10 protein-coding genes are annotated in these 13,191 nt (G+C 58.6%); 8 read left to right on the top strand and 2 right to left on the bottom strand.

Annotation, left to right across the window (positions count from 1 at the left end; genetic code table 11):
- Positions 1 to 9: 9 nt before the first annotated feature.
- Positions 10 to 1,683 carry a DNA repair protein RecN gene (gene recN / locus KBY08_RS06490; protein ID WP_003418848.1) on the bottom strand — a complete coding sequence of 558 codons (1,674 nt, stop codon included), beginning with the start codon at positions 1,681 to 1,683 and terminating at the stop codon, positions 10 to 12.
- 270 nt (positions 1,684 to 1,953) lie between these two features.
- Between recN and grpE the strand changes: the two genes are divergently transcribed.
- The 7 genes from grpE (at position 1,954) to greA (ending at position 12,024) form a co-directional block, all read left to right on the top strand.
- Positions 1,954 to 2,517: a nucleotide exchange factor GrpE gene (gene grpE, locus KBY08_RS06485; protein ID WP_003313642.1), complete on the top strand. Its 564-nt coding sequence runs from the start codon at positions 1,954 to 1,956 to the stop codon at positions 2,515 to 2,517.
- A gap of 111 nt (positions 2,518 to 2,628) precedes the next feature.
- Entirely contained in the window at positions 2,629 to 4,545 is a 1,917-nt protein-coding gene (gene dnaK / locus KBY08_RS06480; protein ID WP_003400158.1) for a molecular chaperone DnaK, read from the top strand.
- 327 nt (positions 4,546 to 4,872) lie between these two features.
- A complete protein-coding gene (gene dnaJ, locus KBY08_RS06475) occupies positions 4,873 to 6,015 on the top strand; it encodes a molecular chaperone DnaJ (RefSeq protein WP_003395180.1) in 1,143 nt (380 codons plus the stop codon).
- A gap of 21 nt (positions 6,016 to 6,036) precedes the next feature.
- Positions 6,037 to 6,840: a 4-hydroxy-tetrahydrodipicolinate reductase gene (dapB, locus tag KBY08_RS06470; protein ID WP_003400159.1), complete on the top strand. Its 804-nt coding sequence runs from the start codon at positions 6,037 to 6,039 to the stop codon at positions 6,838 to 6,840.
- A 216-nt stretch (positions 6,841 to 7,056) separates the two neighbouring features.
- Positions 7,057 to 8,193, top strand: coding sequence for a glutamine-hydrolyzing carbamoyl-phosphate synthase small subunit (gene carA / locus KBY08_RS06465; RefSeq protein WP_003400160.1), 1,137 nt, complete (start codon positions 7,057 to 7,059; stop codon positions 8,191 to 8,193).
- A gap of 136 nt (positions 8,194 to 8,329) precedes the next feature.
- The gene (carB, locus tag KBY08_RS06460; RefSeq protein WP_003340565.1) at positions 8,330 to 11,551 is read left to right on the top strand and encodes a carbamoyl-phosphate synthase large subunit; all 3,222 of its coding nucleotides are present in this window, start codon (positions 8,330 to 8,332) and stop codon (positions 11,549 to 11,551) included.
- Positions 11,548 to 12,024, top strand: a complete 477-nt coding sequence (greA, locus tag KBY08_RS06455) for a transcription elongation factor GreA (RefSeq protein ID WP_003400161.1) — start codon at positions 11,548 to 11,550, stop codon at positions 12,022 to 12,024. The genes carB and greA overlap by 4 nt, the downstream gene beginning before the upstream one ends.
- A 79-nt stretch (positions 12,025 to 12,103) precedes the next feature.
- On the opposite strand, the gene KBY08_RS06450 is transcribed toward greA, so the two are convergent.
- On the bottom strand, positions 12,104 to 12,415 hold the full coding sequence (locus KBY08_RS06450) for a YhbY family RNA-binding protein (RefSeq protein WP_003340569.1): 312 nt from the start codon (positions 12,413 to 12,415) through the stop codon (positions 12,104 to 12,106).
- Between the two features lie 103 nt (positions 12,416 to 12,518).
- Here KBY08_RS06450 and rlmE point away from each other — a divergent pair, with 103 nt between their 5' ends.
- On the top strand, positions 12,519 to 13,169 hold the full coding sequence (gene rlmE / locus KBY08_RS06445; protein WP_003313635.1) for a 23S rRNA (uridine(2552)-2'-O)-methyltransferase RlmE: 651 nt from the start codon (positions 12,519 to 12,521) through the stop codon (positions 13,167 to 13,169).
- Positions 13,170 to 13,191 lie beyond the last annotated feature (22 nt).

The raw sequence follows: 13,191 nt of genomic DNA, 5'->3' as shown, positions 1-13,191 counted from the left end.
TTCTATAGCTCAGCTTTTCGCCGTAACGACCATCTTTTTGGCGTGCGCCAGAGATTCCTTGGTCAGATCGATGCCGCCCAGCATTCGGGCGACTTCCTCTATACGTTCAGTCTTGCTGAGCCTGGACACCGCTGTGCGCGTTGCGTCGTTGTCGCGCACCTTGTGCACGAACAGGTGCTGATGACCCTGCGCCGCGACCTGCGGCAGGTGAGTGACGGTCATGACCTGGCCGCGCTCGCCCAGGCGACGCAGCAGTTGCCCTACGATCTCGGCGGTCGGTCCGCCAATCCCCACATCCACTTCATCGAATACCAGCGTCGGCACCCGCGAAGTTTGTGCGGTGATGACCTGGATCGCCAGGCTGATGCGCGACAGCTCACCCCCCGACGCGACTTTTGCCAGCGCTTTCAGTGGTTGGCCGGGGTTGGCGCTGACCAGTAGCTCCACCTGCTCCAGGCCGTGAGGCGAGGGTTCAACGCTGGCATTGGCTTTGAGGTCGATCTGGAAACGGCCGCCGGGCATGCCAAGGCGATGAATTTCCTGTTCCACAGCGCTGGCCAGTTTCGTCGCCGAATTGTGGCGCAGGTCGCTCAGCTCACGGGCTTTATCCTGATAGTGCCGGGCGAATGCCTGCACTTCATGCTCCAGGCGTTCGATGGATTCGTCGTTGGCATTCAGCGTTTCTATTTCATCCAGCAGCTTTTGTTGCAGTGTCGCCACTTCGCCCGGCTGGATGCGGTGCTTGCGCGCCAGTGTGTAAATGGCATCGAGGCGTTCTTCGAGCTGTTGCAGCCTGGCTGGGTCGGCATCGAAGTGATCCAGAAAGCGGTTCAGTTCTCCTACCGCTTCTTCTACCTGGATCTGTGCGCTGGACAGCAGGCCTGTGGCTTCGCTCAGGGCGGACGGGGAATGGTCGACGCTGCCAAGACGATGCAGGCTGGCGGTCAGGGCATTGAGCACGTTGCCGGAATCGCTTTCGCTGCACTGCTCGACCACTTGTCGGCAAATGCTCAGCAGGCTTTCGGCGTTGGTCAGGTCCTTGTGTTCCTGTTCGAGCTGTTCAAGCTCGTTTTCGCCCAGGCTCAGGCTTTCCAGCTCTTCGAGCTGATAGCTCAGCAACTGATGCCGTGCGCGTTGCTCGTCACCCGAGTTGGAAAGACGCTCGAGCTCCTGCCGCGTCTGCCGCCAGCGCTGTGCGGCGAGATGGACCTGACGGGCCAGATCGGTTGCGCCCGCGTATTCGTCGAGCAGGCGCCGATGGGTATCGGTCTTGAGCAGCGACTGGTGCTCATGCTGGCTGTGAATATCGATGAGCAGTTCGCCCAGCGCCTTCAGGTCGCCCTGAGGGCAGGGCGAGCCATTGATATAGGAGCGTGACCGACCTTCGGCAGTGATGACCCGGCGCAGGATGCAGGGGCCGTCGTTGTCCAGGTCGCGCTCTTTGAGCCAGGTCTGTGCCTCGGGAATGTCGCCCAGGTCGAACGTGGCCAGGATGTCGGCCTTGTCGGCGCCGGGCCTGACCACGCCGCTGTCGGCACGGTCGCCCAGGGTCAGGCCCAGGGCGTCGAGCATGATCGACTTGCCAGCGCCGGTTTCGCCGGTGATGACGCTCATGCCTCGATCCAGTTCAAGATCAAGGTGTTCGACAATGGCGTAGTTGTGTACGGAAAGGTGCACCAGCATTGAGCGGCTCCCGGGCTGTTTGTCTGGTTATTTATACAGTGTTTTATTTATGGCTGACAATGCCCTTGCTTAGCTCGATTTCATCGGTCTGCAGTGGTTTTTAGTCTCTCTTGAGTCGTTTCGCCATTTTTTGTCGGGCTGGAATCCGGATTATTTGTCAGGGGATGCGTATCTCGATCGCACGAAACCCTTGAAGCCGGAAAATCCGATCCCATATAGGTGGGCAGAAGCGCGAATCGGGATCGCGGACGTTTTTAGAGGAGAACATGTATGGCTGACGAACAGAATCTGGATGCGCAGGCTCAGGATCAGGCTGCCGAGGCGGGCGCGGGTGACGAACTGACAACCCGCGTGCAGGTGCTCGAAGAGCAACTGGCTGCTGCGCAGGACCAATCCCTTCGCGTGGCTGCGGATCTGCAGAATGTCCGCCGCCGTGCCGAACAGGATGTTGAAAAGGCGCACAAGTTTGCGCTGGAAAAATTTGCCGGTGATCTGTTGCCGATCATCGATAGTCTGGAGCGAGGCCTTGATCTGTCCAGTCCGGACGATGAAAGCATTCGCCCGATGCGTGAAGGCATCGAGCTGACCTTGAAGATGTTCCAGGACACCCTCAAGCGTTATCAGCTGGAAGCCATCGATCCGCACGGCCAACCGTTCAGTGCCGACCAGCACCAGGCGATGGCCATGCAGGAAAGTGCCGACGTTGAGCCCAACACAGTGCTCAAGGTATTTCAGAAGGGTTATCAGCTTAATGGTCGCCTGTTGCGCCCGGCCATGGTCGTGGTCAGCAAGGCACCATCGCCTGCAACGCCGTCAATCAACGAGCAGGCTTGAAATCAGCTGTAAGGCCCCCATTTAAAGGTCAAGCGTTTAAGAGCTACCGCACGGTGTAAACGCACTGGCGGCAACCAAATCCAAGTTTTGCAAGTTTCGGGAGAGTCAAAGATGGGCAGAATTATCGGTATCGACCTGGGGACTACCAACTCCTGCGTCTCCATTCTGGAAAACGGTAACGTCAAGGTTATCGAGAACGCCGAAGGTACACGTACTACACCTTCGATCATTGCTTACGCAAATGATGGCGAGATTCTGGTCGGCCAGTCCGCGAAGCGTCAGGCGGTCACCAACCCGCACAACACGCTGTACGCGGTTAAGCGTCTGATCGGTCGCAAGTTCGAAGAGGATGTCGTTCAGAAAGACATCCAGATGGTCCCTTACAAGATCGTCAAGGCTGACAACGGTGATGCCTGGGTTGAAGTGAATGGCCAGAAAATGGCGCCTCCTCAGATTTCCGCTGAAATCCTGAAGAAAATGAAAAAGACTGCCGAAGACTATCTCGGTGAAGCGGTTACCGAAGCGGTCATCACCGTTCCGGCCTACTTCAACGACAGTCAGCGTCAGGCTACCAAGGACGCTGGCCGTATTGCCGGTCTGGACGTCAAGCGCATCATCAACGAACCTACCGCAGCCGCGCTGGCTTACGGGATGGACAAGGCCAAGGGCGACCACACTGTCATCGTGTATGACCTGGGTGGCGGTACCTTCGACGTCTCGGTCATCGAGATCGCTGAAGTCGATGGCGAGCACCAGTTCGAAGTGTTGGCCACCAACGGCGACACGTTCCTGGGCGGTGAAGACTTCGACATTCGTCTGATCGACTACTTCGTCGACGAATTCAAGAAAGAAAGCGGCATGAACCTCAAGGGTGATCCGCTGGCCATGCAGCGTCTGAAAGAAGCTGCCGAAAAAGCCAAGATCGAGCTGTCTTCCAGCACCCAGACCGAAGTCAACCTGCCGTACATCACTGCAGACGCAACCGGTCCGAAGCACCTGGTAGTGAAGATTTCCCGCTCCAAGCTGGAATCGCTGGTTGAAGACCTGGTTCAGCGCACCATCGCTCCTTGCGAAATGGCGCTGAAAGATGCTGGCATCGACAGAAGCAAGATCAACGACGTGATTCTGGTCGGTGGTCAGACACGTATGCCGCTGGTTCAGAAGCTGGTGACCGAGTTCTTCGGCAAAGAAGCACGCAAAGACGTCAACCCTGACGAAGCCGTTGCCATGGGTGCTGCCATTCAGGGCGCAGTCTTGGCCGGTGATGTCAAAGACGTTCTGCTGCTGGACGTCAGCCCGCTGACTCTGGGCATCGAAACCATGGGCGGCGTGATGACTGCGCTGATCGAGAAAAACACCACGATTCCTACCAAGAAATCCCAGGTGTTCTCGACTGCCGATGACAACCAGAACGCGGTAACCATTCACGTCCTGCAGGGTGAGCGTAAGCAAGCCGCTCAGAACAAGTCTCTGGGCAAGTTCGACCTGGCCGAGATTCCACCTGCTCCACGTGGCGTGCCACAGATCGAAGTAACCTTCGACATCGACGCAAACGGTATTCTGCACGTTGGTGCGAAAGACAAGGCCACCGGCAAGCAGCAGTCCATCGTTATCAAGGCCAACTCCGGTCTGTCCGAGGAAGAAATTCAGCAGATGGTTCGCGATGCTGAAGTCAACTCCGAAGAAGATCGCAAGTTCGAAGAGCTGGCCTCTGCCCGTAACCAGGGTGATGCGCTGGTCCACTCGACTCGCAAGATGATCGCTGACGCGGGTGACAAGGTCACTGCTGAAGAGAAGACTGCGGTAGAAGCTGCGCTGGTTGCTCTGGAAGCCGCTATCAAGGGCGACGACAAGGCTGCCATTGAAGCCAAGGTCGAAGAGCTGTCGAAGGTTTCCGCGCCAATCGCTCAGAAGATGTATGCCGAGCAGGCTGAAAACCCGGACGCTGCGGCCAAGCCAGCTGAAGAAACTGCCAAGGCTGACGATGTTGTCGACGCCGAGTTTGAAGAAGTAAAAGACCACAAGTAAGCGCAGGCTCACTTGAACGCCGGTTGACCTCTTTCGAGCGCTGACTGGTAGGATGTCGCCGCGCGGGAGCTTGCTCCCGCGTTGGCGTGTCTGGAACAGGCAAAAATTTCGGCGTGTGGAGTTGCTCCGCACGCCACGTGGCAAGATCGCGACGCTCCTGCGTGGCGAATCATTCTGCCGCTTTCTCGGCCGGATGCATCTGGCTGCTGAACGAAGACCAGGATCGTTGAATCGACGTGAGTTGGGTCCGGGCCTGTATGGGGCTCAACGAGTTTGGTGCGGCTCAGGAGAGCCTTCGCCGAACGTCCTCAAGAGTGCGGAAGAATTATGGCAAAGCGTGATTATTACGAAGTGTTGGGAGTGGAGCGAGGCTCCAGCGAGGCGGACCTGAAGAAGGCTTATCGCCGTCTGGCGATGAAGCATCACCCTGACCGCAACCCTGATGACAAAGCATCGGAAGAGCTGTTCAAAGAGGCCAACGAAGCCTACGAAGTGCTTTCCGACGCCAGCAAACGCGCGGCCTACGATCAGTATGGCCATGCCGGTGTCGACCCGAGCATGGGTGGCGGCGGTGGTTTTGGTGGCGGTGCCGGTGGCGCCAACTTCTCCGATATCTTCGGCGATGTGTTCAGCGACTTCTTTGGCGGCGGCCGTGCCGGTGGCGGCGGTGGTCGTGGCGGCGCTCAGCGTGGCAGCGACCTGCGCTATACGCTGGAGCTGAATCTGGAAGAGGCGGTTCGCGGTACTAACGTGAATATCCGCGTTCCGACGCTGGTCAACTGCAAGCCGTGCGACGGCAGCGGCGCCAAGAAAGGTTCTTCGCCGGTCACATGCCCTACGTGCGGCGGCATTGGTCAGGTGCGCATGCAGCAGGGGTTCTTCTCTGTGCAGCAAACCTGTCCGCGCTGCCACGGCCACGGCAAGATCATCTCTGACCCGTGCGATTCCTGCCATGGCGAAGGCCGCGTCGAAGAGTCCAAGACGCTTTCCGTCAAAGTGCCGCCAGGTGTTGATACTGGTGACCGCATTCGTCTGTCTGGCGAAGGCGAGGCGGGTACCCAGGGTGGCCCGACCGGCGACCTGTATGTCGTGATCAATGTGCGCGAGCACGCGATCTTCCAGCGTGACGGCAAGCACCTGTTCTGCGAAGTGCCTATCAGCTTTACCGATGCAGCGCTGGGCGGCGAGCTTGAGGTGCCGACGCTCGACGGTCGCGTCAAACTGAAGATCCCCGAAGGTACCCAGACCGGCAAGCAGTTCCGCTTGCGTGGCAAGGGCGTCGCTCCGGTGCGTGGTGGTGGTGCCGGTGACTTGATGTGCCGTGTTGCCGTCGAAACCCCGGTTAACCTGAGCAAGCGTCAGCGCGAGCTGCTTGAAGAGTTCCGCACCTCGCTTGAAAACGACGAGTCCCACTCTCCGAAAGCCAGTGGCTGGTTTGAGGGTGTGAAGCGTTTCTTCGGCGATCTGTAAGGCTATCAACGGGAGCAGGGCATGCGACGTATTGCTGTAGTTGGCGCCGCCGGGCGTATGGGCAAGACCTTGATCGAGGCGGTTCAGCAGGCGCCGGGCGCCGGGTTGACCGCCGCTATCGATCGTCCTGACAGCACGCTGGTGGGGGCTGATGCGGGCGAACTGGCTGCGCTGGGCCGTATCGGTGTGCCGCTTTCAGGTGATCTGGCAAAGGTGGCGGACGAGTTCGACGTCCTGATCGACTTTACCCACCCGTCGGTGACGCTGAAAAATCTGGCGTTCTGTCGCAAGGCAGGCAAGGCGATGATTATCGGCACCACCGGTTTCAGCGCCGAAGAGAAGCAGCGTCTGGAAGAGGCGGGCAAAGACATTCCCATCGTCTTTGCTGCCAATTTCAGTGTCGGCGTGAATCTGTGTCTGAAGCTGCTCGACACCGCTGCGCGCGTTCTGGGTGATGAGGTCGATATCGAAATCACCGAAGCGCACCACCGGCACAAGGTCGATGCGCCGTCCGGCACCGCCTTGCGCATGGGTGAAGTGGTTGCCAATGCGCTGGGTCGCGATCTGGAAAAAGTCGCGGTCTACGGCCGTGAAGGTCAGACCGGTGCGCGTGATCGTCAGACCATCGGGTTTGCGACCCTTCGTGCCGGTGACATAGTGGGTGATCACACCGTGCTGTTCGCCGCGGACGGTGAGCGGGTCGAGATCACGCACAAGGCGTCCAGTCGCATGACCTTCGCCAAGGGTGCTGTGCGGGCTGCAATGTGGCTCGACGGCAAGGCGCCAGGGCTTTACGACATGCAGGATGTGTTGGGTCTGCATTGATTTCATACAGGGCCATTCGTGGCCCTGTCGCATTTCCCCGCATTTCAGGCTCATTGGTGGTAGACCAAAATGGGCCTTTTCTGTAAGCTACAGCTTTAGTGTGTCCACTAAAAGCGCGCAGATGATTCCATAAGAAAGCGGGGTGACGTAACTACGTCATTCCGCTTTTTTGCAGCCTGCGATCGCCCTTTCAGGTTTTATTTACGGGAGGTCTTCTTGACTAAGCCAGCCATACTCGCCCTTGCTGATGGCAGCATTTTTCGCGGCGAAGCCATTGGAGCCGACGGTCAGACCGTTGGTGAGGTGGTGTTCAACACCGCAATGACAGGCTATCAGGAAATTCTTACCGATCCTTCCTACGCCCAGCAGATCGTTACCCTGACTTACCCGCATATCGGCAACACCGGCACCACCCCTGAAGACGCAGAGTCGGATCGCGTCTGGTCCGCCGGCCTGGTCATTCGCGACCTGCCTCTGGTCGCCAGCAACTGGCGTAACAAGCTGTCCCTCGGTGATTACCTGAAAGCCAACAACGTCGTTGCCATCGCTGGCATCGATACGCGTCGCCTGACCCGCATCCTGCGTGAGAAAGGCGCCCAGAACGGCTGCATCCTGGCCGGCGATAACATCACCGAAGAGGCAGCCATCGCCGCTGCCCGCGGCTTCCCGGGCCTCAAGGGCATGGACCTGGCCAAGGAAGTCTGCACCAAGGACACCTACGAGTGGCGTTCCAGCGTCTGGGATCTGAAAACCGACAGCCATCCTGAAATCGCCGCGTCCGAGCTGCCTTATCATGTGGTCGCCTACGATTATGGCGTCAAGGTCAACATTCTGCGCATGCTGGTCGAGCGCGGTTGCCGGGTAACCGTGGTGCCGGCGCAAACGCCTGCCAGTGAAGTGCTCGCCTACAAGCCGGACGGCGTTTTCCTGTCCAACGGCCCAGGTGACCCGGAGCCGTGCGATTACGCCATCAAGGCGATCAGGGAAGTGCTGGAAACCGACATTCCGGTGTTCGGCATCTGCCTTGGCCACCAGTTGCTGGCACTGGCCGCGGGTGCCAAGACCGTGAAGATGGGCCACGGCCACCACGGTGCCAACCACCCGGTCCAGGATCTGGACACCGGTGTGGTCATGATCACCAGCCAGAACCACGGTTTTGCGGTGGATGAGGCAACCCTGCCGAGCAACGTTCGCGCCATTCACAAGTCGCTGTTCGACGGCACCCTGCAGGGTATCGAACTGACCGACAAGAGCGCATTCAGCTTCCAGGGTCACCCTGAAGCGAGTCCGGGCCCGAACGACGTCGCGCCTTTGTTCGATCGCTTTATCGAAGCCATGGCCAAGCGCCGCTGACCGGTTGCCTTGAGACTGTAATACGCAGGTGCCCAGGGCGGCCCCGGACTCAGTGTCCGGTCGCTGCCGCCCAGGCCACCTCAGACAAATGTTCAAGACGGCTTGCCGACTGACCTGCGGATTTGAGTGACAACCCATGCCAAAACGTACAGATATTAAAAGCATCCTGATTCTCGGCGCCGGCCCCATCGTGATCGGCCAGGCCTGTGAATTCGACTACTCCGGCGCCCAGGCCTGCAAGGCTCTGCGTGAGGAGGGTTACCGCGTCATCCTGGTGAACTCCAACCCGGCCACCATCATGACCGACCCGGCCATGGCCGACGCCACCTACATCGAGCCGATCAAGTGGCAGACCGTTGCCAAGATCATCGAAAAAGAACGTCCGGACGCACTGCTGCCAACCATGGGCGGCCAGACCGCTCTGAACTGCGCACTGGATCTTGAGCGCGAAGGCGTTCTGGAGAAGTTCGGTGTCGAAATGATCGGCGCCAACGCTGACACCATTGACAAGGCAGAAGACCGTTCGCGCTTCGACAAGGCGATGAAGTCCATCGGCCTGGCGTGCCCGCGCTCCGGCATCGCGCACAGCATGGAAGAAGCCAACGCGGTTCTTGAAAAGCTCGGCTTCCCTTGCATCATCCGTCCGTCGTTCACCATGGGTGGCACCGGCGGCGGTATCGCTTACAACCGTGAAGAGTTCGAAGAAATCTGCGCCCGTGGTCTGGACCTGTCGCCGACCAAGGAACTGCTGATCGACGAATCGCTGATCGGCTGGAAAGAGTACGAAATGGAAGTTGTCCGCGACAAAAAGGACAACTGCATCATCGTCTGCTCGATCGAAAACTTCGACCCGATGGGCGTGCACACCGGTGACTCGATCACCGTTGCGCCGGCACAGACCCTGACCGACAAGGAATACCAGATCCTGCGTAATGCCTCGCTGGCAGTGCTGCGCGAGATCGGCGTTGAAACCGGTGGCTCCAACGTTCAGTTCGGCATCTGCCCGAACACCGGCCGCATGGTCGTGATCGAGATGAACCCGCGTGTATCGCGCTCCTCGGCGCTGGCCTCCAAGGCGACCGGCTTCCCGATCGCTCGCGTTGCCGCCAAGCTGGCAGTCGGCTACACCCTCGACGAGCTGTCGAACGAAATCACTGGCGGCAAGACCCCGGCATCGTTCGAACCGTCAATCGACTACGTCGTCACCAAGCTGCCGCGCTTTGCCTTCGAGAAATTCGCCAAGGCCGATGCGCGTCTGACCACTCAGATGAAGTCGGTCGGTGAAGTCATGGCCATCGGTCGTACCTTCCAGGAATCCCTGCAGAAAGCCCTGCGCGGCCTGGAAGTCGGTGTGTGCGGTCTTGATCCGAAGCTGGACCTGAGTCATCCGGAAAGCATGAGCACGCTCAAGCGCGAGCTGACCGTGCCGGGCGCCGAGCGTATCTGGTACGTCGCCGATGCCTTCCGCGCCGGCATGACGGTCGAAGAAATCTTCGCCATGAACATGATCGACCCATGGTTCCTGGTGCAGATCGAAGACCTGATCAAGGACGAAGAGAAGATCAAGACTCTGGGGCTGTCGGCGATCGACCGCGACGTCATGTTCCGTCTCAAGCGCAAGGGCTTCTCCGACGCGCGTCTGGCCAAGCTGCTGGGCGTTACCGAGAAGAACCTGCGCACGCACCGTCACAAGCTCGAAGTGTTCCCGGTCTACAAGCGCGTCGACACCTGCGCCGCCGAGTTCGCAACCGACACCGCGTACCTGTACTCGACCTACGAGGAAGAGTGCGAAGCCAACCCTTCGACGCGTGACAAGATCATGATCCTGGGTGGCGGCCCGAACCGCATCGGCCAGGGTATCGAGTTCGATTACTGCTGCGTACACGCCGCGCTGGCACTGCGTGAAGACGGTTACGAGACCATCATGGTCAACTGCAACCCGGAAACCGTGTCCACTGACTACGACACCTCGGACCGTCTGTACTTCGAGCCTGTCACCCTGGAGGACGTGCTGGAAATCGTCCGTGTCGAGAAGCCGAAAGGTGTGATCGTCCAGTACGGTGGCCAGACGCCTCTGAAACTGGCGCGTGCTCTTGAAGCCGCCGGCGTACCGATCATCGGCACCAGCCCTGATGCCATCGACCGTGCCGAAGACCGCGAGCGCTTCCAGCACATGGTCGAGCGTCTGAACCTGCGTCAGCCGCCAAACGCCACTGTGCGCAGCGAAGACGAAGCGATTCGTGCCGCAGCGAAGATCGGTTATCCACTGGTGGTGCGTCCGTCCTATGTACTGGGTGGCCGTGCGATGGAAATCGTTTACCAGGAAGACGAACTCAAGCGTTACCTGCGCGAAGCGGTTCAGGTGTCCAACGACAGCCCGGTGCTGCTCGACCACTTCCTGAACTGCGCAATCGAGATGGACGTCGACGCGGTCTGCGACGGTACTGACGTAGTGATCGGTGCGATCATGCAGCACATCGAGCAGGCGGGCGTTCACTCCGGTGACTCCGCGTGCTCGCTGCCGCCGTACTCGCTGCCGGCTCACATCCAGGACGAAATGCGCGAGCAGGTCAAGAAGATGGCACTGGAGCTGGGCGTTGTCGGCCTGATGAACGTGCAGCTGGCGCTTCAGGGCGAAGACATCTACGTCATTGAAGTCAACCCGCGTGCATCGCGTACCGTGCCGTTCGTTTCCAAGTGCATCGGTGTTTCCCTGGCAATGATCGCTGCCCGCGTGATGGCAGGCAAAACGCTGAAAGAGCTGAATTTCACCAAGGAAATCATTCCGAACTTCTACAGCGTGAAAGAGGCAGTGTTCCCGTTTGCCAAATTCCCTGGTGTTGACCCTATCCTCGGCCCGGAAATGAAATCGACCGGTGAAGTGATGGGCGTGGGTGATACCTTCGGTGAAGCGTTTGCCAAGGCCCAGATGGGCGCAAGCGAAGTGCTGCCGACTGGCGGTACCGCGTTCATCAGCGTACGTGACGATGACAAACCTCTGGTTGAAGCGGTCGCTCGTGACCTCATCAATCTCGGCTTCGAGATCGTCGCCACCGCAGGCACTGCCAAGCTGATCGAAGCGGCGGGCCTGAAAGTGCGTCGCGTCAACAAGGTGACCGAAGGCCGTCCGCATGTGGTCGACATGATCAAGAATGACGAAGTCACTCTGATCATCAACACCACCGAAGGTCGCCAGTCGATCGCGGATTCCTACTCCATCCGTCGCAACGCCCTGCAGCACAAGATTTACTGCACCACTACCATTGCAGCAGGCGAAGCGATCTGTGAAGCGCTCAAGTTCGGTCCGGAGAAGACCGTACGTCGCTTGCAGGATCTCCATGCAGGATTGAAGGCATGATCAAATACCCAATGACCGTCCAGGGCGCTCGCGCCCTGGAAGAAGAGCTGACCCACCTGACCAAGGTGGTCCGTCCCAAGTTGAGCCAGGACATCGGTACTGCGCGCGAACTGGGCGACCTCAAGGAAAACGCCGAATACCATGCTGCCCGCGAGCAGCAGGGGATGGTCGAGGCGCGTATTCGTGATATCGAAGGCCGCATGCAGAACGCTGTGATCATCGACGTCACGACGATTCCGCACACCGGCAAGGTGATTTTCGGCACGACAGTCGAAATCGCCAACGTCGAGACTGACGAAAGTGTGGTCTATCAGATCGTGGGTGAGGACGAAGCGGATATCAAGAAAGGCAAGATTTCAGTGGGTTCGCCCATTGCCCGTGCCTTGATTGCCAAGGAAGAGGGTGACGTCGTCGTGGTGAAAACGCCGAGTGGCGTTATCGAGTACGAAATCATCGAAGTGCGTCATATCTGATGCTGGCGCCCGTTTTTACGGGCGCTTTCGGCGGCAAAAAAGAGTCAGGGCGCGCTTTTGGCGGCCCTGACTTCTGTTTTTATCCGTGCGCGCGGTGGACGTTGGACAGTTGCTTGTTTACCTTTGGGTTCTTGCGATAGATCAACGCCATTTTGCCGATGACCTGAACCAGGTCGGCAGAACCGGCCTTGCACAGTTCTGCGATGGCGCCGAGACGGCTTTCGCGGTCGAGGATGTTGAGCTTGATCTTGATCAGCTCATGATCGCTCAGGGCGCGTTCAAGCTCTGCAAGTACACCTTCAGTCAAACCATTGTCAGCCACGATCAATACCGGTTTCAGATGGTGGCCAATGGATTTGTATTGTTTCTTCTGCTCTGGAGTGAGCGGCATAATCTGACCTCTGCGTCTGATCTTTTAAAAGCGGCGGCCAGTTTACCCGAGCGAGTCCGGGACCGCCCAGTTAATCACGACTCGTTTATTTTTGAGGTGCCCCGTGGCCCGTTCCAAGACAAGCCATAACTGGCTCAAAGAACACTTCGACGACAAGTACGTCAAAATGGCGCAGAAGGACGGCTACCGTTCGCGCGCCAGTTACAAGCTGCTCGAGATCCAGGAAAAGGACAAACTCATCCGTCCGGGCATGACCGTGATCGACCTCGGCGCAGCGCCGGGAGGCTGGTCACAAGTGACCAGTCGTCTGATCGGCGGTCAAGGTCGTCTGATCGCTTCCGACATCCTTGAAATGGACAGCATCCCCGACGTGACCTTCATTCAGGGGGATTTTACCGAGGATGCGATTCTTGAGCAGATCCTCGAGGCAGTCGGTAATACGCAGGTAGACCTTGTGATTTCCGATATGGCCCCCAATATGAGTGGATTGAGCGCTGTAGATATGCCGCGTGCAATGTTTCTCTGCGAATTGGCGCTCGATCTTGCCGGTCGGGTACTGCGTCCCGGTGGCGATTTTCTGATCAAGGTCTTCCAGGGTGAAGGCTTCGATGTCTACCACAAGGACATTCGCAAGCTGTTCGACAAGGTGCAGATGCGCAAACCGTCGTCGTCCCGCGACAGGTCACGCGAGCAATACCTGCTGGCTCGCGGCTTTCGCGGAATTGATGGCGCGGCCAGCATCGAACGTTTTTGACAAGGCGCGATAGCTTTTTTCA

It is taken from the genome of Pseudomonas sp. P135 (genome assembly GCF_020312125.1).
Classification (GTDB): domain Bacteria; phylum Pseudomonadota; class Gammaproteobacteria; order Pseudomonadales; family Pseudomonadaceae; genus Aquipseudomonas; species Aquipseudomonas fragariae.
The sequence above is the reverse complement of the archived record's forward strand: the minus strand, read 5'-3'. Positions and strand labels throughout refer to the sequence as shown.

Bases quoted from the DNA above. Each gene is read 5' to 3' on its own strand.
- KBY08_RS06450 (WP_003340569.1), bottom strand. From the start codon at position 12,415: ATGCCGCTCACTCCAGAGCAGAAGAAACAATACAAATCCATTGGCCAC.
- grpE (WP_003313642.1), top strand. From the start codon at position 1,954: ATGGCTGACGAACAGAATCTGGATGCGCAGGCTCAGGATCAGGCTGCC.
- recN (WP_003418848.1), bottom strand. From the start codon at position 1,683: ATGCTGGTGCACCTTTCCGTACACAACTACGCCATTGTCGAACACCTT.
- greA (WP_003400161.1), top strand. From the start codon at position 11,548: ATGATCAAATACCCAATGACCGTCCAGGGCGCTCGCGCCCTGGAAGAA.
- carB (WP_003340565.1), top strand. From the start codon at position 8,330: ATGCCAAAACGTACAGATATTAAAAGCATCCTGATTCTCGGCGCCGGC.
- dnaJ (WP_003395180.1), top strand. From the start codon at position 4,873: ATGGCAAAGCGTGATTATTACGAAGTGTTGGGAGTGGAGCGAGGCTCC.
- dapB (WP_003400159.1), top strand. From the start codon at position 6,037: ATGCGACGTATTGCTGTAGTTGGCGCCGCCGGGCGTATGGGCAAGACC.
- dnaK (WP_003400158.1), top strand. From the start codon at position 2,629: ATGGGCAGAATTATCGGTATCGACCTGGGGACTACCAACTCCTGCGTC.